Source organism: Streptomyces sp. NPDC059917 (assembly GCF_042730635.1).
Lineage (GTDB): Bacteria > Actinomycetota > Actinomycetes > Streptomycetales > Streptomycetaceae > Streptomyces.
In genome coordinates, this window is sequence record NZ_JBHWLC010000011.1 from 20,626 (window position 1) to 42,088 (window position 21,463).

Genomic DNA, 21,463 nt, shown 5'->3' on the forward strand with positions numbered 1-21,463 from the left:
CCCCCTTCGGGCGCGCACCGCGTGCGCCCCGCAACGCTCCCGGACAGGGTGGAGGCACGTCCCCCACCTCCAGGAGTGCCGATGTCCGTACGTCCCCTGAAGGCCGTTCTGACCTGCGCGGCCGCCGCGTCCATAGCCCTGGCCGCCGTCCCCGCGGCCCAGGCGGTGGACGGTCCGGCGCCCGACCCCCGCAACGTGCAGGCGATGCGCGACATGGCCACGGCGATGGCGGTCACCGCCAAGTACGTGGACGAGCGGGAGGCGATCAAGGACGGGTACGTCCCGCACGGCATGGAGTGCATGACCAACCCGTTCGGGGTGGGCGCCATGGGCTACCACTACGTCAAGGAGGCCAACTGGGGTTCGACGGACCCGAGCAGGCCGGCCGCGCTCCTCTACAGCAGCACGAAGGACTCCCACGGCCGCCGCACGCTGGAGACCGTGGAGTGGATGTCCGCCGACCGGGACCAGGACATGAAGACCACCGACGACCGGCCGAGCATGTTCGGGCTGCCCTTCGACGGCCCCATGCCGGGCCACTGGGCGGGCATGCCCAAGCACTACGACCTCCACCTGTGGGCCTACAAGGAGAACCCGGCCGGCCGCTTCCACAACTGGAACCCGGCCCTGACCTGCCCGAAGACCTCCCAGCCCGCCGATCCGGCCCACGCTCACCCGTAAGAGCGGTGCTTCCCGGTTTCCCGGCGATACGCTGGTCGGACTCGCGAGACTCTGCCCCATGGGAGCACTGATGAGCGTCGAATCCGCAGCGCCACAGCCTGAACCGGAGCCGGGGCCGCGGTGGCCGATCCCACCGGCAGGCGGCTGGACCGCGGACGACCTGGACAGGCTTCCGAATCTGCCTCCGCACACGGAGCTGATCGACGGGAGCCTGGTTTTCGTGAGTCCGCAGAGCGTCTTCCACGAGCGGGCCATCGACCTGTGCAAGTGGCAACTGCAGTCGGTGGCCCCCGAAGAATTCGAGGTCTTCCGCGAATTCACCATCGACATCGACAAACGAAATCGGCCCGAGCCTGACGTCGTCGTCGTGCGCGGGGACGTTGTCGATGCTCTGGAACAGACTCGGTTCCCTGCCGAGGCCGTGGTGCTCGCCATCGAGGTTGTCTCCCCCGATTCCATCGGCCGGGACCGCGAGACCAAGCCGATCAAGTATGCCCGGGCCGGCATCCCGCACCACTGGCGCGTCGAGAACAAGGACGGCCGGGCCGTGGTCTACGTCTACGAACTCGATCCCACCACCAAGAAGTACGTCGCCACCGGCATCTTCCACGACCGCCTGAAGGTCTCCGTCCCCTTCCCCATCGACCTCGACCTCGACGCGATCACGCCGAAGCAGCGCCGCCCCGAGTAGTCCCGCACCAGGTACGCGCCAGGGCCCGGCCCTCGTAAGAGGAGCCGGGCCCTGGCGCGTACGGGGAACGGTCAGCGGACGAACGTGCTCGCGTGGCCGGCCAGTTCGAGGAAGTACTGGGGTGCCACGCCCAGGACCACCGTCACGGCGACGCCCACCGCGATCGTGGTCATCGTGAACAGCGAGGGGACGGCGACGGTCGGGCCGTCGGCCTTCGGCTCGCTGAAGAACATCAGCACGATGACGCGGACGTAGAAGAACGCCGCGATCGCCGAGGAGATCACACCGACCACGACCAGCGCGCCCGCGCCGCCCTCCGCCGCCGCCTTGAAGACCGCGAACTTACCGGCGAAGCCGGAGGTCAGCGGGATGCCGGCGAAGGCGAGCAGGAAGACCGCGAAGACGGCCGCCGTCAGCGGGGAACGCCGTCCGAGACCGGCCCACTTGGACAGGTGCGTGGCCTCGCCGCCCGCGTCGCGCACCAGCGTGACCACGGCGAAGGCGCCGATCGTCACGAAGGAGTACGCCGCCAGGTAGAAGAGGACGGAGGAGACGCCCTCCTTCGACGTGGCGATCACACCGGCCAGGATGAAGCCCGCGTGCGCGATCGAGGAGTAGGCCAGCAGCCGCTTCACGTCGGTCTGGGTGATCGCGATGACCGCGCCCGCCAGCATCGTGACGATCGCGACGCCCCACATCACCGGGCGCCAGTCCCAGCGCAGGCCCGGCAGGACCACGTACAGCAGCCGCAGCAGCGCGCCGAAGGCCGCGACCTTCGTCGCCGCCGCCATGAAGCCGGTGACCGGGGTCGGGGCGCCCTGGTAGACGTCCGGGGTCCACATGTGGAAGGGGACGGCGCCGACCTTGAAGAGCAGGCCCATCAGGATCAGCGCGCCGCCGATCAGCAGCAGCGCGTCGTTGCCCATGGTCCCCGCGAGGGCCGGGTCGATCTTCTGGACGGTGCCGTCCACCACGTCGGCGATGACGGAGTACGAGACGGAGCCCGCGTAGCCGTACAGGAGCGCGATGCCGAAGAGGAGGAAGGCGGAGGAGAAGGCGCCCAGCAGGAAGTACTTGACCGCGGCCTCCTGCGACATCAGCCGCTGGCGGCGGGCGAGGGCGCAGAGCAGGTAGAGCGGGAGGGAGAAGACCTCCAGCGCCACGAAGAGGGTCAGCAGGTCGTCGGCGGCCGGGAAGATCAGCATCCCGGAGACCGCGAACAGCATCAGCGGGAAGACCTCGGTGGTGGCGAAACCGGCCTTGACCGCGGCCCGTTCGCTGTCGCTGCCCGGGACCGACGCCGCCTGCGCGGCGAAGGAGTCCACCCGGTTGCCGTGCACCTCCGGGTCCAGGCGCCGCTCGGCGAAGGTGAAGACGGCGACGACGGAGGCCAGCAGGATGGTGCCCTGCAGGAACAGCGCCGGTCCGTCCACCGCGATGGCGCCCATCGCGGCGACGTGCGCCTTGGTGGTGCCGTAGCCACCGGCGGCGAGGCCGACCACCGCCGCGAAGGCCGAGGCCAGTGCGGCGGCGGTGACGAACACCTGGACGGCGTACCGGGCCCGGCGCGGTACGAACGCCTCGACGAGGACGCCGATCAGCGCGGCGCCCAGCACGATCAGCGTGGGCGAGAGCTGGGCGTACTCGATGTGCGGGGCCGGGATCTTGTCGATCGGATCGGCGGCCAGGGCCCACAGGCCCACGGCGGTCGTGCTCACTTGGCGGCCTCCACGCTCTGTACCGGCACGCTGGGCTTGGGGTCCTGCTGCTTCACGTCGGACATGGTGTGCTTCACCGCCGGGTTGACGATCTCGGTCAGCGGCTTCGGGTAGACGCCGAACCCGATCAGCAGGGCGATCAGCGGGGCGACCACCAGCACCTCCCGCAGGCGCAGGTCCGGCATGGCGCGGACCTCCTCCTTGAGCGGGCCGGTCATGGTGCGCTGGTAGAGGACCAGCGTGTAGAGCGCGGCCAGCACGATGCCGAAGGTGGCGATGATGCCGACGGCCGGGTAGCGGGCGAAGGTGCCCACCAGGACCAGGAACTCGCTGACGAAGGGCGCGAGGCCCGGCAGCGAGAGGGTGGCCAGGCCGCCGATCAGGAAGGTCCCGGCGAGCACCGGGGCCACCTTCTGCACGCCGCCGTAGTCGGCGATGAGCCGGGAGCCGCGGCGCGAGATCAGGAAGCCGGCCACCAGCATCAGCGCCGCCGTCGACAGGCCGTGGTTGACCATGTAGAGGGTGGCGCCGGACTGGCCCTGGGAGGTCATCGCGAAGATGCCCAGGATGATGAAGCCGAAGTGCGAGATCGAGGCGTAGGCGACCAGCCGCTTGATGTCCCGCTGGCCGACCGCGAGCAGCGCGCCGTAGACGATGCTGATCAGGGCCAGGACCAGGACGACCGGGGTGGCCCACTTGCTGGCCTCGGGGAAGAGGCCGAGGCAGAAGCGGAGCATCGCGAAGGTGCCGACCTTGTCGACCACCGCGGTGATCAGGACGGCCACCGGGGCGGTGGCCTCGCCCATCGCGTTGGGCAGCCAGGTGTGCAGCGGCCACAGCGGGGCCTTCACCGCGAAGGCGAAGAAGAAGCCGAGGAACAGCAGGCGTTCGGTGCCCTGGGACATGTCCAGGGTGCCGGCGGCCCGGGCCGCGATGATCTCCTGGAGGGAGAAGTTCCCCGCGACCACGTACAGCCCGACGACCGCGGCCAGCATGATCAGGCCGCCGGCCAGGTTGTAGAGGAGGAACTTGACCGCCGCGTACGAGCGCTGCGCGGCCGCGTTCTCGTCGGACCCGGAGTGCGCCCGGTCCCCGAAGCCGCCGATGAGGAAGTACATCGGGATGAGCATGGCTTCGAAGAAGATGTAGAAGACGAAGACGTCGGTGGCCGCGAAGGAGATGATCACCATCGCCTCGACCAGCAGGATCAGGGCGAAGAAGCCCTGGGTCGGCCGCCAGCGCGAGGAGTGCGTCTCCAGGGGGTCGGCGTCGTGCCAGCCCGCCGCGATGACGAAGGGGATCAGCAGCGCGGTGAGCGCGATCAGCGCCACCCCGATGCCGTCCACGCCCACCTCGTAGCGGACCCCGAAGTCCTTGATCCAGGAGTGGGATTCGGTGAGCTGGAAGCGGTCGCCGCCCGGATCGAAGCGGACCGCGACGAGGGCGGCCAGCGCCAGCGTCGCGAGCGAGACGAGCAGCGCGAGCCACTTGGCGGCGGTCCGGCGCGCGGCCGGTACGGCCGCCGTCAGGATCGCGCCGACCGCGGGCAGCGCCGCCGTCACCGTCAGAAGCGGGAAACTCATCTCACACCGCCCTCATCAGCAGGGTCGCGGCGATCAGGATCGCCGTGCCCCCGAACATCGAGACCGCGTAGCTGCGGGCGTAGCCGTTCTGGAGCTTGCGCAGCCGGCCCGACAGCCCGCCGACCGCGGCGGCACTGCCGTTGACCACGCCGTCGACCAGGCTGTGGTCGACGTAGACGAGCGAGCGGGTCAGGTGCTCGCCGCCGCGCACCAGCACGACGTGGTTGAAGTCGTCCTGGAACAGGTCGCGCCGGGCCGCCCGGGTCAGCAGCGAGCCGCGCGGGGCGACCACCGGGACGGGCCTCCGGCCGTACATCGCCCAGGCCACGCCGACACCGAGGACCAGCACCACCATGGTGGACAGGGTCACCGTCAGGGCACTGACCGGCGGGTTGCCGTGCTCGTGCCCGGTGACCGGCTCCAGCCACTTGAGGAAGCGGTCGCCGATCCCGAAGACGCCGCCCGCGAAGACGGAGCCGAAGGCCAGCACGATCATCGGGATCGTCATGGACTTCGGGGACTCGTGCGGGTGCGGCGCGTGGCCGTCCGCGTCGGGCTGCCAGCGCTTCTCGCCGAAGAAGGTCAGCAGCATCACGCGCGTCATGTAGAACGCGGTGATCGCGGCGCCCAACAGGGCGACGCCGCCGAGGATCCAGCCCTCGGTGCCGCCCTTCGCGAAGGCCGCCTCGATGATCTTGTCCTTGGAGAAGAAGCCCGACAGGCCCGGGAAGCCGATGATGGCGAGGTAGCCGAGACCGAAGGTGACGAAGGTGACCGGCATGTAGGTGCGCAGGGCGCCGTACTTGCGCATGTCGACCTCGTCGTTCATCCCGTGCATCACGGAACCGGCGCCGAGGAAGAGGCCCGCCTTGAAGAAGCCGTGCGTCACCAGGTGCATGATCGCGAAGACGTAGCCGATGGGGCCGAGGCCCGCGGCCAGGATCATGTAGCCGATCTGCGACATCGTCGAACCGGCGAGGGCCTTCTTGATGTCGTCCTTCGCGCAACCGACGATCGCACCGAACAGGAGCGTCACCGCGCCGACCACGACGACCGCGGTCTGCGCGTCCGGCGCCCCGTTGAAGATGGCGCCCGAGCGGACGATCAGGTAGACGCCGGCGGTCACCATCGTCGCCGCGTGGATCAGGGCCGAGACCGGGGTCGGGCCCTCCATCGCGTCGCCGAGCCAGGACTGGAGCGGCACCTGGGCCGACTTGCCGCAGGCGGCGAGCAGCAGCATCAGGCCGATGGCCGTCAGCTTGCCCTCGGACGTGGCGTCCGCCGCGCCCAGGACCGGGCCGAAGGCGAAGGTCCCGAAGGTGGTGAACATCAGCATGATGGCGATCGACAGGCCCATGTCGCCGACCCGGTTGACCAGGAAGGCCTTCTTGGCGGCGGTCGCCGCGCTGGGCTTGTGTTGCCAGAAGCCGATGAGCAGGTACGACGCCAGACCGACGCCCTCCCACCCGACGTACAGCAGCAGGTAGTTGTCGGCGATGACCAGGATCAGCATCGCTGCGAGGAAGAGGTTGAGGTAGCCGAAGAAGCGGCGGCGGCGCTCGTCGTGCTCCATGTACCCGATCGAGTACACGTGGATGAGCGTGCCGACGCCGGTGATCAGCAGGACGAAGGTCATCGACAACTGGTCGAGCTGGAAGCCGAGGTCGGCCCGGAAGCCCTCCACCGGGATCCAGCTGAAGAGCCGCTGGTGCATCGCCCGGTCGTCGGCGGCGCGGCCGAGCATGTCGGTGAAGAGCGCCACGCCGATCCCGAAGGAGACGGCGGCGAGCAGGGTGCCGAGCAGGTGCCCGGCCTTGTCGAGCCGGCGGCCGCCGCAGAGCAGCACCGCCGCTCCGAGCAGGGGCGCCGCCACGAGCAGCGCGATCATGTTCTCCACGGTGAGCGCCCCTTACAGCTTCATCAGGCTGGCGTCGTCGACCGAGGCCGAGTGGCGGGTACGGAACAGCGACACGATGATCGCCAGGCCGACCACGACCTCCGCGGCGGCGACCACCATCGTGAAGAAGGCGATGATCTGACCGTCCAGGTTGCCGTGCATCCGGGAGAAGGTGACGAAGGCCAGGTTGCAGGCGTTGAGCATCAGCTCCACGCACATGAACAGGACGATCGCGTTCTTGCGGATGAGCACGCCCGCCGCGCCGATGGTGAACAACAGGGCGGCGAGATAGAGGTAGTTGACGGGATTCACTTCGATGCCTCCTCACGGCCGAGCCGCTCGGACGAGGCCTGCTCCAGCGCCTTCAGGTCCTCCAGCGCCTTGCCGGACACGTCCCGGATCTGGCCCCGGGAGCGCAGGGTCTGGTTCACGGTCAGCTCGGACGGGGTGCCGTCCGGCAGCAGACCGGCGACGTCCACCGCGTTGTGCCGGGCGTACACGCCGGGGGCGGGCAGCGGCGGGAGCTGGACGCCCTCGCGCACGCGCCGCTCGGCCAGCTCGCGCTGGGTCGCGGCCCGCTCGGTGCGCTCGCGGTGGGTGAGCACCATCGCGCCGACGGCCGCCGTGATGAGCAGCGCGCCGGTGATCTCGAAGGCGAACACGTACTTGGTGAAGATCAGCGTGGCCAGGCCCTCGACGTGGCCCGCCGAGTTGACCTTCCCCAGCCCGTTGAAGTGGGTCAGGGAGGCGTTGCGGATCCCGGCGATCAGCAGGATGCCGAAGCCGAGCCCGCACAGCAGCGCCAGCCAGCGCTGGCCCTTGAGGGTCTCCTTGAGCGAGTCAGCGGCGGTGACGCCGACGAGCATGACCACGAAGAGGAAGAGCATCATGATCGCGCCGGTGTAGACGATGACCTGGACGACGCCCAGGAAGTACGCCCCGTTGGCGAGGTAGAAGACCGCCAGGATGATCATCGTCCCGGCCAGGCACAGCGCACTGTGGACGGCCTTCTTCATCAGGATCGTGCACAGCGCGCCGATCACGGCGACCGTGCCCAGGACCCAGAACTGCACGGCCTCACCCGTGGAGGTCAGCGAGGCGGCGGCCACGGCGTTCACGCGCCCACCTCCTCGGCCTCGGCGGCGCCCTCGCCCTTGGAGACGGCGACCTGGCGGACCGTGCCCGGAGCCGCCTCCGTCACCAACCCGCGGTAGTAGTCCTGGTCGTCCGTGCCCGGGAAGATCGAGTGCGGAGCCTCGACCATGCCCTCCGTGAGCCCGGCGAGGAGCTGCTCCTTGGTGTAGATGAGCGCCTCACGGCTGGAGTCGGCCAGCTCGAACTCGTTCGTCATGGTCAGCGCCCGGGTCGGGCACGCCTCGACGCACAGCCCGCACAGGATGCAGCGGGCGTAGTTGATCTGGTAGACGCGGCCGTAGCGCTCGCCCGGGGAGTAGCGCTCCTCCTCGGTGTTGTCCGCGCCCTCCACGTAGATCGCGTCGGCGGGACAGGCCCAGGCGCACAGCTCGCACCCGATGCACTTCTCCAGACCGTCCGGGTGCCGGTTGAGCTGGTGCCGTCCGTGGAAGCGCGGGGCCGTGGTCTTCTGCTGCTCCGGGTACTGCTCGGTCAGCCGCTTCTTGAACATGGCCTTGAAGGTCACGCCGAAGCCGGCGACCGGGTTCTGCCACTTCTCGTTCTCGTCGGTGTCAGACATCCTCAGCACCCTCCTCTCGGTCACTGTCGTTGTTCGGCCCGCCGCTGACGATCAGCTCCCGCTCGGTGCGGGGACGCCTGCGCGGTACGGGTGCCAGGAGCTGGCCGGGCTTCGGCGGGACCGGGAAACCGCCCGCCAACGGATCGAAGGGCTCCGCGTCGCGCAGTTCGGCCGCCGCGGCCGCCTTCCCCTTGCGGTCGCGGAAGACGTCGGCGACCAGGGACAGCAGCAGCACCGCCACCACGCCCCCGCCCACGTACAGCACGATTTCCGAGAAGTCGTACCGCTCGTTGCGCAGCGCCCGCACGGTCGCCACCAGCATCAGCCAGACGACCGAGACCGGGATGAGGACCTTCCAACCGAGCTTCATCAGCTGGTCGTAGCGCACGCGGGGCAGCGTGCCGCGCAGCCAGATGAAGAAGAAGAGCAACAGCTGGACCTTGAGGACGAACCAGAGCATCGGCCACCAGCCGTGGTTCGCGCCCTCCCAGTACGTCGAGATCGGCGCCGGGGCCCGCCAGCCGCCCAGGAACAGGGTGGTCGCGACCGAGGAGACGGTGACCATGTTGACGTACTCGGCCAGCATGAAGAGCGCGAACTTGATCGAGGAGTACTCGGTGTTGAAGCCGCCGACCAGGTCGCCCTCGGACTCCGGCATGTCGAAGGGGGCGCGGTTGGTCTCGCCCACCATCGTGACGACGTAGATGATGAAGGACACCGGCAGCAGCACGATGAACCAGCGGTCGCCCTGCGCCTCCACGATCTTCGAGGTCGACATCGACCCGGAGTAGAGGAAGACCGAGGCGAAGGCCGCGCCCATCGCGATCTCGTAGGAGATCATCTGCGCGCAGGAGCGCAGGCCGCCGAGCAGCGGGTACGTCGAGCCCGACGACCAGCCCGCGAGCACGATGCCGTAGATCCCGACCGAGGCCACCGCGAGCACGTACAGCATCGCGATCGGCAGGTCGGTGAGCTGCATCGTGGTGCGCTGGCCGAAGATCGAGACCTGGTTGTCGGAGGGCCCGAAGGGGATCACCGCGATGGCCATGAAGGCCGGCACCGCCGCGATGATCGGGGCCAGGATGTACACCACCTTGTCGGCCCGCTTGACGACGATGTCTTCCTTGAGCATCAGCTTGACGCCGTCGGCCAGCGACTGGAGGAAGCCCCAGGGGCCGTGCCGGTTGGGGCCGATGCGCAGCTGCATCCAGGCGACGACCTTGCGCTCCCACACGATGGAGAAGAGCACGGTCACCATCAGGAAGGCGAAGCAGAACACCGCCTTGATCAGGACCAGCCACCAGACGTCCTTGCCGAACAGCGACAGGTCCTCGGCAGCGATTTGTACGCCGTTCACGCGTCCACCTCCGAAGTGGCGTCGCCGGTCTCGGCCCGCCGGGTCGCGGGGCCGATGCGGACCAGGGCGCCCGGGCGGGCACCGGTGTCCGCGAGGACGCCGCGGCCGGTGGAGTTCAGCGGGAGCCACACCACCCGGTCGGGCATCTCGGTGATCCGCAGCGGCAGTTCCACCGAACCGGACGGCCCGGTGACGGCGAGGACGTCACCGCTCTTGACCCCGGTCTCGGCGGCGGTGGCCGCCGACAGCCGGGCACTGGCCTCGTGCCGGGTCCCGGCCAGGGCCTCGTCGCCCTGCTGGAGCAGACCCTGGTCCAGCAGCAGCCGGTGGCCCGCCAGGACCGCCTCGCCCGCGCCCGGCCGGGGCAGCGGCGCGGTGTCCACGCCCTGCGCGCCCGCGCGGGCACCGGCCCACGGCCCGAGCCGGTCCAGCTCCCGGCGCACGGCGTGTACGTCGGCCAGCGCGATCGGCCGGTCGGCGGCGTCGGCCAGCATGTGCAGCACGCGGGCGTCGGCCGGGGCCAGCCGGCGGGTCATCTGGTCGGGCTTCAAGGCGGCCTCGAAGGGACGCACCCGCCCCTCCCAGTTGATGAAGGCACCGGCCTTCTCCGCGACGGCCGCCACCGGCAGGACCACGTCCGCGAGATCGGTGACCTCGCTCGGCCGCAGCTCCAGGCAGACCACGAAGGCCTCCCCCAGCGCTTCGCGCGCCCGGACCGGATCCGGCAGGTCGGCGACCTCGACGCCGCCGACGAGCAGCGCGCCCAGTTCACCGCCCGCCGCGGCCTCCACGATCTGGCCGGTGTCGCGGCCGTAGCGGTGCGGGAGTTCGTCCAGCCCCCAGGCCGCGGCGACCTCCTCGCGGGCCCGCGGGTCGGTGGCCGGCCGGGCCCCCGGCAGCAGGGACGCCAGCGCCCCCGCCTCGATCGCGGCCCGCTCACCGGCCCGGCGCGGGATCCACACCAGGGTGGCGCCGGTCGCGGTGGCCGCCCGTACGGCCGCGGTCAGCGCGCCCGGAACGGACGCGAGCCGCTCGCCGACGACGATGACCGCGCCCGGCAGCCGCAGCGCCTCGGCGGCCGCGTGGCCGCCGTCCTCCAGACCGGTGCCGGAGGCGAGGGCGTCGAGCCACTCGGGCTCGGTGCCGGGAGCTGCGGCCAGCAGGGTGCCGCCCGCCTTCTGCAGACCGCGGGTGGCGAAGGGCGCGAGGCCGAAGGTGCGCTGCTTGCGCGCCAGGTGGGCCTTGCGCAGCCGCAGGAAGACGCCGGGGGCCTCCTCCTCGGCCTCGATGCCGACGAGCAGCACGGCGGGCGCCGCTTCCAGCGAGGTATAGGTGACGCCGTCGCCGTCGAGGTCCTTGCCGCGACCGGCGACCGAGGAGGCCAGGAAGTCGGCCTCCTCCGCGCTGTGCACCCGGGCCCGGAAGTCGATGTCGTTGGTGTCGAGCACCACCCGCGCGAACTTGGCGTAGGCGTAGGCGTCCTCGACGGTCAGCCGACCGCCGGTGAGCACCCCCGCCCGGCCGCGCGCCGCGGACAGCCCGGCGGCCGCGGCCGCCAGCGCCTCGGGCCAGCTCGCCGGGGCGAGGACCCCGTCGCTGCCGCGCACCAGCGGAGTGGTCAGCCGGTCGGGGCGCTGCGCGTAGCGGAAGCCGAAGCGGCCCTTGTCGCAGACCCATTCCTCGTTGACCTCGGGGTCCTCGGCCGCCAGGCGGCGCAGCACCTTGCCGCGGCGGTGGTCGGTGCGCGTCGCGCAACCGCCCGCGCAGTGCTCGCACACGCTCGGGGAGGAGACCAGGTCGAAGGGGCGCGAGCGGAAGCGGTAGGCGGCCGAGGTGAGCGCGCCGACCGGGCAGATCTGGATGGTGTTGCCGGAGAAGTACGACTCGAAGGGGTCGTCCTCGCCGGTGCCGACCTGCTGGAGCGCGCCGCGCTCCAACAGCTCGATCATCGGGTCCCCGGCGATCTGGTTGGAGAAGCGGGTGCAGCGCGCGCACAGCACGCAGCGCTCGCGGTCCAGCAGCACCTGGGTGGAGATCGGGACCGGCTTCTCGTAGGTGCGCTTGTGGCCCTCGAAGCGGGACTCGGAGTTGCCGTGCGACATCGCCTGGTTCTGCAGCGGGCACTCGCCGCCCTTGTCGCATACCGGGCAGTCCAGCGGGTGGTTGATGAGCAGCAGCTCCATCACCCCGCGCTGGGCCTTGTCCGCGACCGGCGAGGTCTGCTGCGTCTTGACGACCATGCCGTCGGTGCAGGTGATGGTGCAGGAGGCCATCGGCTTGCGCTGGCCCTCCACCTCGACGATGCACTGGCGGCAGGCACCGGCCGGGGCGAGCAGCGGGTGGTCGCAGAACCGGGGGATCTCGACGCCGATCTGCTCGGCGGCACGGATGACCAGGGTCCCCTTGGGCACCGACAGTTCGACGCCGTCGATGGTGAGGGAGACCAGGTCCTGCGGCGGCACCACGGCCTCGCCGCCACCGGCGGGAGCATTACTGGTGACGGTCACGCGTTCACCTCCGTGTCAGCCCAGAGGGTCGACTTCTTGGGGTCGAAGGGGCAGCCCTTGCCCGTGATGTGCTGCTCGTACTCCGCGCGGAAGTACTTCAGCGAGGAGAAGATGGGGCTGGCCGCGCCGTCGCCGAGCGCGCAGAACGACTTGCCGTTGATGTTGTCGGCGATGTCGTTCAGCTTGTCGAGGTCGGACATGACGCCCTTGCCCGCCTCGATGTCGCGGAGCAACTGGACGAGCCAGTACGTGCCCTCGCGGCACGGCGTGCACTTGCCGCAGGACTCGTGCGCGTAGAACTCCGTCCAGCGGGTGACCGCCCGGACCACGCAGGTCGTCTCGTCGAAGCACTGCAGGGCCTTGGTGCCCAGCATGGAACCGGCCGCGCCGACGCCCTCGTAGTCCAGGGGCACGTCCAGGTGCTCCTCGGTGAACATCGGGGTGGAGGAGCCGCCGGGGGTCCAGAACTTCAACCGGTGCCCGGGGCGGATGCCGCCGCTCATGTCGAGGAGCTGGCGCAGGGTGATGCCGAGGGGGGCCTCGTACTGGCCGGGTCCCACGACGTGCCCGCTCAGCGAGTACAGCGTGAAGCCGGGGGACTTCTCGGTCCCCATCGACTTGAACCAGTCCTTGCCCCGGTTCAGGATCGCGGGAACGGACGCGATGGACTCGACGTTGTTCACCACGGTGGGGCACGCGTAGAGCCCCTCGACCGCGGGGAAGGGGGGACGCAGCCTGGGCTGGCCACGCCTGCCTTCGAGCGAGTCGAGGAGCGCGGTCTCCTCACCACAGATGTACGCGCCCGCGCCCGCGTGGACCGTCAGCTCCAGGTCCAGGCCGCTGCCGAGGACGTCCTTGCCGAGGTAGCCCGCCGCGTACGCCTCCCGCACGGCCTCGTGCAGGCGGCGCAGTACGGGGACGGTCTCGCCGCGCAGGTAGATGAAGGCGTGCTGCGAGCGGATCGCGTAACAGGCGATCACGATGCCCTCGATGAGGGAGTGCGGATTGGCGAAGAGCAGCGGGATGTCCTTGCAGGTCCCCGGCTCCGACTCGTCCGCGTTCACGACCAGGTAGTGCGGCTTGCCGTCGCCCTGCGGGATGAACTGCCACTTCATCCCGGTCGGGAAGCCGGCGCCGCCGCGGCCGCGCAGCCCCGAGTCCTTCACGTAGGCGATCAGGTCGTCCGGGGTCATCGCGAGCGCCTTGCGCAGGCCCTCGTACCCGTCGTGGCGCCGGTAGGTCTCCAGCGTCCACGAGTTCGGCTCGTCCCAGAAGGCGGAGAGCACGGGCGCCAGCAGCTTCTCGGGGCTGGTGCCGTTCTCGTTCAGTTCGGTGGTCACCGTCATCACTCCCCCTCCTCGGCGCTCGCCTCGGCGCGCGGGCCGACGACCTTGCCGCTCTGGTGCGGGACCTCGCCGCGCGCGATCCGCAGGCCGATCAGCGAGGCGGGACCCGCGCCGCCGCTCGCCTCGACGGCGCCGGGGCGCTCGTCCGGGAAGCCGGCCAGGATGCGGGCCGTCTCCTTGTACGTGCACAGCGGCGCGCCCCGGGTCGGCTGCACCGGGCGGCCCGCGAGCAGGTCGTCGACCAGGGCCTTCGCGGACTCGGGGGTCTGGTTGTCGAAGAACTCCCAGTTGACCATCACCACGGGGGCGAAGTCGCAGGCCGCGTTGCACTCGATGTGCTCCAGCGTCACCTTGCCGTCGCCGGTGGTCTCGTTGTTGCCGACGCCCAGGTGCTGCTTCAGCTCGTCGAAGATGGCGTCGCCGCCCATGACCGCGCACAGGGTGTTCGTACAGACGCCCACCTGGTAGTCGCCCGAGGGCTTGCGCCGGTACATCGTGTAGAAGGTGGCGACGGCGGTGACCTCGGCGGTGGTCAGGCCCAGCATCTCGGCGCAGAAGCGGATCGCGGTGCGCGAGACGTACCCCTCCTCCGACTGCGTGAGGTGCAGCAGCGGCAGCAGCGCGGAGCGGCTGTCGGGGTAGCGGGCGATGACCTCCTGCGCGTCCGCCGCGAGCCGGGCGTGCACCTCGGCCGGGTAGTCGGGGGCGGGCAGCTGGGGCATCCCCAGTGAGAGGGGGGACTGGGGGGTGTCCCCTCCAGAAAGCGCGGTGGTCATCGGTCGACGCCTCCCATCACGGGGTCGATGGAGGCGACGGCCACGATGACGTCGGCGACCTGGCCGCCCTCGCACATCGCCGCCATGGCCTGCAGGTTGGTGAAGGACGGGTCGCGGAAGTGGACCCGGTAGGGGCGGGTGCCGCCGTCGGAGACGAGGTGGACGCCCAGTTCGCCCTTGGGGGACTCGACGGCCGCGTACGCCTGGCCGGCCGGTACCCGGAAGCCCTCGGTCACCAGCTTGAAGTGGTGGATGAGGGCCTCCATCGAGGTGCCCATGATGTTCTTGATGTGGTCGAGCGAGTTGCCGAGGCCGTCCGGTCCCATCGCCAGCTGCGCGGGCCAGGCGATCTTCTTGTCGGCGACCATGACCGGTCCGGGCTCCAGCCGGTCCAGGCACTGCTCGACGATCCGCAGCGACTGCCGCATCTCCTCGAGGCGGATCAGGAACCGGCCGTAGGAGTCGCAGGACTCGGTGGTCGGAACGTCGAACTCGTACTCCTCGTACCCGCAGTACGGGTCCGTCTTGCGCAGGTCGTGCGGCAGACCCGCCGAGCGCAGGACGGGGCCGGTGGCGCCGAGCGCCATGCAGCCGGTGAGGTCGAGGTAGCCGACGTCCTGCATGCGGGCCTTGAAGATGGGGTTGCCGGTGGCGAGCTTGTCGTACTCCGGCAGGTTCTTCTTCATGGTCTTCACGAAGTCGCGCAGCTGGTCCATCGCGCCCGGGGGCAGGTCCTGGGCGAGGCCGCCGGGGCGGATGAACGCGTGGTTCATGCGCAGACCGGTGATCAGCTCGAAGATGTCGAGGATCAGCTCGCGGTCCCGGAAGCCGTAGATCATGATCGTGGTCGCGCCCAGCTCCATGCCGCCGGTGGCGATGCACACCAGGTGCGAGGAGAGCCGGTTCAGCTCCATCAGCAGGACGCGGATGGCGGTGGCGCGGTCGGGCACCTGGTCCGTGATGCCGAGGAGCTTCTCGACGCCCAGGCAGTACGCCGTCTCGTTGAAGAACGGCGTCAGGTAGTCCATCCGCGTCACGAAGGTGGTGCCCTGCGTCCAGTTGCGGAACTCGAGGTTCTTCTCGATCCCGGTGTGCAGGTAGCCGATTCCGCAGCGGGCCTCGGTGACCGTCTCGCCGTCGATCTCCAGGATCAGCCGCAGCACGCCGTGCGTGGACGGGTGCTGGGGACCCATGTTGACGATGATCCGCTCGTCGTCGGCGCGGGCGGCCGACTGCACGACCTCGTCCCAGTCGCCGCCGGTGACGGTGTAGACGGTGCCCTCGGTGGTCTCGCGGGAGGAGGCGTGGGACGTCTCGGGTGAAGTGGACATCAGCTGTACGACCTCCGCTGGTCGGGAGCCGGGATCTGGGCGCCCTTGTACTCGACGGCGATGCCGCCGAGCGGGTAGTCCTTGCGCTGCGGGAAGCCCTGCCAGTCGTCCGGCATCATGATCCGGGTGAGGGCCGGGTGCCCGTCGAAGACCAGGCCGAAGAAGTCGTACGTCTCGCGCTCGTGCCAGTCGTTGGTCGGATAGACCGACACCAGCGACGGCAGGTGCGGATCGCGGTCCGGGACCGACACCTCCAGCCGCAGCACCCGACCGTGGGTGAGCGAGCGCAGGTGGTAGACGGCGTGCAGCTCGCGGCCCTTGTCGTCCGGGAAGTGGACGCCGGAGACCCCGGTGCACAGCTCGAAGCGCAGGGCCGGGTCGTCGCGCAGGGTGGAGGCCACCGTCAGGAGGTGCTCGCGCGCGATGTGGAAGGTGAGTTCGCCGCGGTCCACGACCGTCTTCTCGATGGCGTTCTCCGGCACCAGGTCCTGCTCCTCCAGGGCGCCTTCGAGCTCGTCCGCGACCTCGTCGAAGTACGAGCCGTACGGTCGGCTGCTGGCGCCCGGGAAGGCCACGGTGCGCACGAGGCCGCCGTAGCCGCTGGTGTCGGCGCCCTTCGTGGCCCCGAACATGCCCTTGCGGACGCCGATGACCTCGCCCGCGGCGCCGCCGCGGGGCGCGGGAACGTTCCCGTTCCCCTCCGGCCCTTCGTGCGCGCGGCCATTGGTCGCGTCGTTCGTCGCGCTCACCGGAGCAGACCCTTCATCTCAATGGTGGGGAGCGCCTTGAGGGCCGCCTCCTCCGCCTCGCGGGCCGCCTCCTGCTGGTTCACACCGAGCTTGGAACCCTGGATCTTCTGGTGGAGCTTGAGGATCGCGTCCATCAGCATCTCGGGGCGGGGCGGGCAACCGGGCAGATAGATGTCCACGGGGACGATGTGGTCGACGCCCTGGACAATTGCATAGTTATTGAACATTCCACCCGATGATGCGCAAACCCCCATGGAGATGACCCATTTGGGAGAAGGCATCTGGTCGTACACCTGCCGCAGTACGGGCGCCATCTTCTGGCTCACCCGGCCGGCCACGATCATCAGGTCGGCCTGGCGCGGCGAGCCACGGAAGACCTCCATGCCGAAGCGGGCCAGGTCGTACCGGCCCGCTCCGGTGGTCATCATCTCGATGGCGCAACAGGCGAGGCCGAACGTGGCCGGGAAGACGGATGACTTGCGCACCCAGCCCGCGGCCTGTTCGACGGTGGTCAGCAGGAAGCCGCTCGGCAGCTTCTCTTCCAGTCCCATGGAGAATTCAGCCCCTCAGTCCCATTCCAGGCCGCCCCGCCGCCATACGTACGCGTAGGCGACGAAGACGGTGAGCACGAAGAGCAGCATCTCGACGAGCCCGAAGATCCCCAGGGAGTCGAAGGTGACGGCCCAGGGGTAGAGGAAGACAACCTCGATGTCGAAGACGATGAAGAGCATCGCCGTCAGGTAGTACTTGATCGGGAAGCGACCACCGCCGGCCGGAACCGGGGTCGGTTCGATCCCGCATTCATAGGCGTCAAGCTTTGCCCGGTTGTACCGTTTTGGGCCGATCAGCGTGGCCATGACCACGGAGAAGATCGCAAACCCTGCGCCGAGGGCGCCGAGCACGAGGATGGGCGCGTACGCATTCACGCTCCTCGCTCCTTCCAGTCGTCCTTGACCGTTGGACCGCTGCACCGGCGCGCTGTGCCGCCTCGCGAAGATCACGTACTCAATCGAACGCTCGCATGTGAGGCAGTTCACAAGCCGGACTGGTGCGCATCTTATGCCCGGCGGTCTGTGATCTGCGACACGGGTAACAACAACGAGTTTGTGATCTCCACCACCTGACGAACGATCATGAAGTCCGATGAGTGGTGATCTTCGTACGCGAAGCATCCACATGATCACCAAAGGTGACATCCGGGCTCGTCATCGCAGGTGGAAGGGGTGTCGCCCTATCAAATGCTGCGCACTGCATGCAAATTGGCGGCGCGTCGGCGCGGGTGATAAAGGGAAGCCGTGTAGCCCGCCCGGGGGACCCCCCGAGGACGCGGGTGGACGCGTGCTTTCGTTCACGAACTTCACGGACGCATCACAGGCGGGTCACAACGCCCACATCGCCTGACGGTTCTGTGACCTGCGCCACACTGGAATTCCCCCGACGGAAAGGGGGCTTGGCCATCTGGTCGAGTGGATGGTAGCCACCTGGCCAATTCGGACTTTTTACAGAAACCCCATGATCACAGGCTTGCGGCCGCATGTCCGGTTCGCCCGTTACGGCGTCAATAAGGCCCGCGACGCGCCCGGTTAAACCTCATCTGAAGCAACTGTGGCGCAGACCACGTTTCTTGAAGCGACCCACAACCCCCTGATACCGGTTGTCCCTATGTCCCACACCGCTCACATACCCAGCCACCGGAAGCCGCGCCGCAGCGCCTCGAAGCTCGCGGTCCGCGCCGGAGTTGCCGGTGGCGTTCTCAGCACGCTGGCGATGGCCGGCACGGCGAGCGCGTCCCCCGCCGCCGAACCCGCCACCGAGACCACCCTCGAGATGCCGGTCCTCAACATGGACCTCGGCTCCCAGGTGTCCTCCGCCGTCATCAAGGCCGCGGACAACACCCGGGCGCAGGCCCTCGTGGGCGAGCTGAACGCCCAGGAGGAGACCGCCCGTACGGGCGCCGCCGCCGAGGCCAAGCTCGCCAAGGCCGACGCCCAGGCCAAGGCCGACGCGGAGAAGAAGGCCGCCGACGAGGCCAACCGCCAGGCCGACGCCGACCGCGCCAACCGCGGCGAAGGCCGCACGCAGCTCGCGAGCGCCAAGGGCTCCACCGGCGGCTCGTCCACCGGCTCCTCGGCGTCCGACGACGACTCCGGCGTCCGCGCCCCGGCCACCGGCTCCGCCGCGGCCATCATCAACTTCGCCCGCAACCAGGTCGGCAAGGCGTACGTCCTGGGCGGCACCGGTCCGTCCTCGTTCGACTGCTCCGGTCTCGTGCAGGCCGCGTTCCGCCAGGCGAACATCTCCCTGCCGCGCATGTCGCAGGACCAGTCCTCCGAGGGCACGTCCGTCTCGCTGAGCAACCTCCAGCCGGGCGACGTCCTGTACTGGGGCAGCCGCGGCAGCGCCTACCACGTCGCCATCTACTCCGGCGGCGGCAAGTTCATCGGCGCGCAGAACTCCAACACCGGCATCGTCGAGCGCTCGCTGAGCTACGACCCGCCGACGGGCGCCGTCCGCATCCTCTGATCCCACCCGGATCGAGGCCGGAAGCAGGACCGCCGCAGGCCGGTACTCCCCCGCTCGGGGGGCGAGTACCGGCCCTCGCGCACCCTCCTGCCACCGCGCCGCCGCGCACGAGGACCGCCGAGGGCCCCTGTGCGCGACCACCGCGCCTCCGGGGGACTTCCCACCCCGCGCACGCGCCCTGACGGCCCCACAGGCCCCAGGGCCGCTTCCGCGACCCCGCGTACGGGAGCCGGACACCGGCCCGCGCGGCGAACCACCCCGGAACGGGCGGCTCCGATGCACGCCCCCGAGCCCTACCATCGTGGGCAGGAGGTGGCCGGATTGAGCACGCACCACGACGCGCACCACAGCGAGCACGACGGACAGCACGGGCGGCGCGGACAGTACGACCGCGCGTCCGCCCCCGACGCGACGGCGCTCGCGGCCGCCGCCGGCCTCGGCCTCCTCGCCCTCGGCGGCTGGCTGCTGACCACCACCCGCCCCTGGACCCGCCCCGACGGCCCCGCCGTCCTGGCCCTGTACTGGGGTTCCTCACTGGCCGTCCTGCTGTGCGGGCTGTTGCTGATCCGCCGCGGCGTCCACGCCGTGCACGGATCCGACGCCGCGTCGCTGGACGACGTGACCACCGGGAACGGCGCCATCGCGTCCTTCCCGCAGCTCGCCCCGCCGGACCCTCCGGCGTAACCGAGGAGTTCAGTGAACCGTCGCGCGACCTCCGTCTTACTCGGCGCCGTCATCGCCGCCGCGGGCCTCACCGCCTGCGGGAGCGCTCAGGACGGCACGCTGCCCCCGGCCAGGACGGGGCCCGCCGCGGCGCCCGTGGTCACGCCCTCGCCCCCGCCGGAACCGGACAAGAACGGCAAGTCGGCCGACCCCAGGGCGAAGACGCCCCCGCCGCTGCCGGACGCGGAGACCCAGGCGAAGTACCTCGCGGCCCTGACGGCCATCGACGCGGACATCGTCCACAACAAGCCCGACAAGGCCGTCGAACACGGCCGCAGCCTGTGCCAGACGATCGCGCGCTCCCCCGGGGACCGCAAGCGCCAGAACGACATCGCGGCCGTGCGCTTCACCTCCCCCGCCCACCCGGACGGCTTCGGCCCCACCAAGGCGTCCCGCATCCGCGACACGGTCCACACCCACCTCTGCCCGACGTACTGAACCGCCCCGCGCCCGCCGCATCGCCGCGGCGGGCGGAGGCGCATCCGGTCAGGCCTTCGGGGCCACCTTGCTCAGGCCGTTGATGATGCGGTCCATCGCGTCGCCGCCCTGGGGGTCGGTCAGGTTCGCCAGCATCTTGAGGGTGAAGCGCATCAGCACCGGGTGGGTGAGGCCGCGCTGGGCGGCGATCTTCATCACCTTCGGGTTGCCGATCAGCTTCACGAAGGCGCGGCCCAGCGTGTAGTAGCCGCCGTAGGTCTCCTTGAGGACCTTCGGGTAGCTGTGCAGCGCCAGTTCGCGCTGGGCCGGAGTGGCGCGGGCGTGGGCCTGGACGATGACCTCGGCCGCGATCTGGCCCGACTCCATCGCGTAGGCGATGCCCTCGCCGTTGAACGGATTGACCAGCCCGCCCGCGTCGCCCACCAGCAGCAGGCCCTTGGTGTAGTGCGGCTGCCGGTTGAAGGCCATGGGCAGGGCCGCGCCGCGGATCGGCTGCGTCATGTTCTCCGGGGTGTAGCCCCAGTCGGCGGGCATCGACGCGCACCACGCCTTGAGGACCTCGCGCCAGTCCAGCTCCTTGAAGGCGGAGGAGGAGTTGAGGATGCCGAGGCCGACGTTGGACGTGCCGTCGCCCATGCCGAAGATCCAGCCGTAGCCGGGGAGGAGGCGGTCCTGCGCGCCGCGCCGGTCCCACAGCTCCAGCCACGACTCCAGGTAGTCGTCGTCGTGGCGCGGCGAGGTGAAGTACGTGCGGACGGCGACGCCCATCGGGCGGTCCTCGCGCCGGTGCAGGCCCATCGCCAGGGACAGACGGGAGGAATTGCCGTCGGCCGCGACCACCAGCGGGGCGCGGAAGGTGACGGATTTCTTCTCCTCCCCGAGCTTCGCGTGCACGCCCGTGATGTGCCCCGTACGGGCGTCGCGGATCGGCTCGCCGACGTTGCAGCGCTCGTACAGCCGGGCGCCGGCCTTCTGGGCCTGCCGGGCGAGGGTCTCGTCGAAGTCGTCGCGCTTGCGCACGAGTCCGTAGTCCGGGAAGGAGGCCAGCTCGGGCCAGTCCAGCTGGAGCCGCTGCCCGCCGCCGATGATCCGCAGGCCCTTGTTGCGCAGCCAGCCGGCCTCTTCGGAGACGTCGATGCCCATGGCGACGAGCTGCTTGGTCGCGCGCGGGGTCAGGCCGTCGCCGCACACCTTCTCGCGCGGGAACGCCGTCTTCTCCAGGAGCAGGACGTCGAGTCCGGCCTTGGCGAGGTAGTAGGCGGTGGTGGAGCCGGCGGGCCCGGCCCCGACGACGATCACATCCGCGGAGTGTTCGGAGAGGGGCTCGGTCACTGCGGGATCTCCCGAAGGCTCGATAAGGGGTGCCGAACGGCACGAGACATGTGCAGTCTAAGCAGCGAGAGAGATCACGATCCGAAGGGCTGCCCAC

The 21,463-nt window shown here is 70.1% G+C and carries 20 protein-coding genes; 5 read left to right on the forward strand and 15 right to left on the reverse strand.

Going from position 1 to position 21,463, the window contains the following annotated elements:
- The first annotated feature begins 81 nt into the window (after positions 1-81).
- Both ACFWAR_RS09265 and ACFWAR_RS09270 read left to right on the forward strand, forming a co-directional pair.
- The gene (locus ACFWAR_RS09265) at positions 82-681 is read left to right on the forward strand and encodes a hypothetical protein (protein WP_385774745.1); all 600 of its coding nucleotides are present in this window, start codon (positions 82-84) and stop codon (positions 679-681) included.
- Between the two features lie 70 nt (positions 682-751).
- Positions 752-1,372: a Uma2 family endonuclease gene (locus ACFWAR_RS09270; protein ID WP_385774747.1), complete on the forward strand. Its 621-nt coding sequence runs from the start codon at positions 752-754 to the stop codon at positions 1,370-1,372.
- Between the two features lie 71 nt (positions 1,373-1,443).
- On the opposite strand, the gene nuoN is transcribed toward ACFWAR_RS09270, so the two are convergent.
- From nuoN to ACFWAR_RS09340, 14 genes are read right to left on the reverse strand one after another with little or no spacing between them, the layout of a single operon-like run.
- Complete coding sequence (gene nuoN, locus ACFWAR_RS09275; RefSeq protein WP_385774749.1) at positions 1,444-3,090, reverse strand: NADH-quinone oxidoreductase subunit NuoN; 1,647 nt, start codon at positions 3,088-3,090, stop codon at positions 1,444-1,446.
- Positions 3,087-4,673: an NADH-quinone oxidoreductase subunit M gene (locus ACFWAR_RS09280; RefSeq protein WP_385774751.1), complete on the reverse strand. Its 1,587-nt coding sequence runs from the start codon at positions 4,671-4,673 to the stop codon at positions 3,087-3,089. Before ACFWAR_RS09280 ends, nuoN begins: the two co-directional genes overlap by 4 nt.
- Before the next feature lies 1 nt (position 4,674).
- Positions 4,675-6,570 (reverse strand): NADH-quinone oxidoreductase subunit L, encoded by a 1,896-nt coding sequence (gene nuoL / locus ACFWAR_RS09285; RefSeq protein WP_385774753.1) that lies wholly within the window; start codon positions 6,568-6,570, stop codon positions 4,675-4,677.
- 12 nt (positions 6,571-6,582) lie between these two features.
- Positions 6,583-6,882, reverse strand: coding sequence for an NADH-quinone oxidoreductase subunit NuoK (gene nuoK, locus ACFWAR_RS09290; RefSeq protein WP_007265827.1), 300 nt, complete (start codon positions 6,880-6,882; stop codon positions 6,583-6,585).
- Entirely contained in the window at positions 6,879-7,688 is an 810-nt protein-coding gene (locus ACFWAR_RS09295) for an NADH-quinone oxidoreductase subunit J (protein WP_385774756.1), read from the reverse strand. The genes nuoK and ACFWAR_RS09295 overlap by 4 nt, the downstream gene beginning before the upstream one ends.
- On the reverse strand, positions 7,685-8,284 hold the full coding sequence (nuoI, locus tag ACFWAR_RS09300; protein WP_385774758.1) for an NADH-quinone oxidoreductase subunit NuoI: 600 nt from the start codon (positions 8,282-8,284) through the stop codon (positions 7,685-7,687). The genes ACFWAR_RS09295 and nuoI overlap by 4 nt, the downstream gene beginning before the upstream one ends.
- A complete protein-coding gene (gene nuoH, locus ACFWAR_RS09305; protein WP_385774760.1) occupies positions 8,277-9,641 on the reverse strand; it encodes an NADH-quinone oxidoreductase subunit NuoH in 1,365 nt (454 codons plus the stop codon). The genes nuoI and nuoH overlap by 8 nt, the downstream gene beginning before the upstream one ends.
- A complete protein-coding gene (locus tag ACFWAR_RS09310; RefSeq protein ID WP_385774762.1) occupies positions 9,638-12,148 on the reverse strand; it encodes an NADH-quinone oxidoreductase subunit G in 2,511 nt (836 codons plus the stop codon). The genes nuoH and ACFWAR_RS09310 overlap by 4 nt, the downstream gene beginning before the upstream one ends.
- Positions 12,145-13,494: an NADH-quinone oxidoreductase subunit NuoF gene (gene nuoF / locus ACFWAR_RS09315; RefSeq protein ID WP_354382690.1), complete on the reverse strand. Its 1,350-nt coding sequence runs from the start codon at positions 13,492-13,494 to the stop codon at positions 12,145-12,147. The genes ACFWAR_RS09310 and nuoF overlap by 4 nt, the downstream gene beginning before the upstream one ends.
- Positions 13,494-14,216, reverse strand: coding sequence for an NADH-quinone oxidoreductase subunit NuoE (gene nuoE, locus ACFWAR_RS09320; RefSeq protein ID WP_385774764.1), 723 nt, complete (start codon positions 14,214-14,216; stop codon positions 13,494-13,496). Before nuoE ends, nuoF begins: the two co-directional genes overlap by 1 nt.
- 50 nt (positions 14,217-14,266) lie before the next feature.
- A complete protein-coding gene (locus tag ACFWAR_RS09325) occupies positions 14,267-15,601 on the reverse strand; it encodes an NADH-quinone oxidoreductase subunit D (RefSeq protein WP_385774766.1) in 1,335 nt (444 codons plus the stop codon).
- Positions 15,601-16,350, reverse strand: coding sequence for an NADH-quinone oxidoreductase subunit C (locus tag ACFWAR_RS09330; RefSeq protein ID WP_385774768.1), 750 nt, complete (start codon positions 16,348-16,350; stop codon positions 15,601-15,603). Before ACFWAR_RS09330 ends, ACFWAR_RS09325 begins: the two co-directional genes overlap by 1 nt.
- Positions 16,347-16,901: an NADH-quinone oxidoreductase subunit B family protein gene (locus ACFWAR_RS09335; protein WP_330331952.1), complete on the reverse strand. Its 555-nt coding sequence runs from the start codon at positions 16,899-16,901 to the stop codon at positions 16,347-16,349. Before ACFWAR_RS09335 ends, ACFWAR_RS09330 begins: the two co-directional genes overlap by 4 nt.
- A gap of 15 nt (positions 16,902-16,916) precedes the next feature.
- Positions 16,917-17,276: an NADH-quinone oxidoreductase subunit A gene (locus tag ACFWAR_RS09340; protein ID WP_283452259.1), complete on the reverse strand. Its 360-nt coding sequence runs from the start codon at positions 17,274-17,276 to the stop codon at positions 16,917-16,919.
- 736 nt (positions 17,277-18,012) lie between these two features.
- On the opposite strand from ACFWAR_RS09340, the gene ACFWAR_RS09345 reads away from it, so the two are divergent.
- The 3 genes from ACFWAR_RS09345 (at position 18,013) to ACFWAR_RS09355 (ending at position 20,034) form a co-directional block, all read left to right on the forward strand.
- On the forward strand, positions 18,013-18,873 hold the full coding sequence (locus ACFWAR_RS09345; protein WP_385774771.1) for a C40 family peptidase: 861 nt from the start codon (positions 18,013-18,015) through the stop codon (positions 18,871-18,873).
- A gap of 321 nt (positions 18,874-19,194) precedes the next feature.
- The gene (locus tag ACFWAR_RS09350) at positions 19,195-19,557 is read left to right on the forward strand and encodes a hypothetical protein (protein WP_385774773.1); all 363 of its coding nucleotides are present in this window, start codon (positions 19,195-19,197) and stop codon (positions 19,555-19,557) included.
- Positions 19,558-19,569: 12 nt separating this feature from the next.
- The gene (locus ACFWAR_RS09355; protein WP_385774775.1) at positions 19,570-20,034 is read left to right on the forward strand and encodes a hypothetical protein; all 465 of its coding nucleotides are present in this window, start codon (positions 19,570-19,572) and stop codon (positions 20,032-20,034) included.
- Between the two features lie 48 nt (positions 20,035-20,082).
- On the opposite strand, the gene ACFWAR_RS09360 is transcribed toward ACFWAR_RS09355, so the two are convergent.
- Positions 20,083-21,366, reverse strand: coding sequence for a geranylgeranyl reductase family protein (locus ACFWAR_RS09360; RefSeq protein WP_385774778.1), 1,284 nt, complete (start codon positions 21,364-21,366; stop codon positions 20,083-20,085).
- Between the last annotated feature and the right edge of the window lie 97 nt (positions 21,367-21,463).

Bases quoted from the DNA above. Each gene is read 5' to 3' on its own strand.
- ACFWAR_RS09265 (WP_385774745.1), top strand. From the start codon at position 82: ATGTCCGTACGTCCCCTGAAGGCCGTTCTGACCTGCGCGGCCGCCGCG.
- ACFWAR_RS09270 (WP_385774747.1), top strand. From the start codon at position 752: ATGAGCGTCGAATCCGCAGCGCCACAGCCTGAACCGGAGCCGGGGCCG.
- ACFWAR_RS09280 (WP_385774751.1), bottom strand. From the start codon at position 4,673: ATGAGTTTCCCGCTTCTGACGGTGACGGCGGCGCTGCCCGCGGTCGGC.
- nuoI (WP_385774758.1), bottom strand. From the start codon at position 8,284: ATGTCTGACACCGACGAGAACGAGAAGTGGCAGAACCCGGTCGCCGGC.
- nuoF (WP_354382690.1), bottom strand. From the start codon at position 13,494: ATGACGGTGACCACCGAACTGAACGAGAACGGCACCAGCCCCGAGAAG.
- nuoE (WP_385774764.1), bottom strand. From the start codon at position 14,216: ATGCCCCAGCTGCCCGCCCCCGACTACCCGGCCGAGGTGCACGCCCGG.
- ACFWAR_RS09325 (WP_385774766.1), bottom strand. From the start codon at position 15,601: ATGTCCACTTCACCCGAGACGTCCCACGCCTCCTCCCGCGAGACCACC.
- ACFWAR_RS09335 (WP_330331952.1), bottom strand. From the start codon at position 16,901: ATGGGACTGGAAGAGAAGCTGCCGAGCGGCTTCCTGCTGACCACCGTC.
- ACFWAR_RS09345 (WP_385774771.1), top strand. From the start codon at position 18,013: ATGTCCCACACCGCTCACATACCCAGCCACCGGAAGCCGCGCCGCAGC.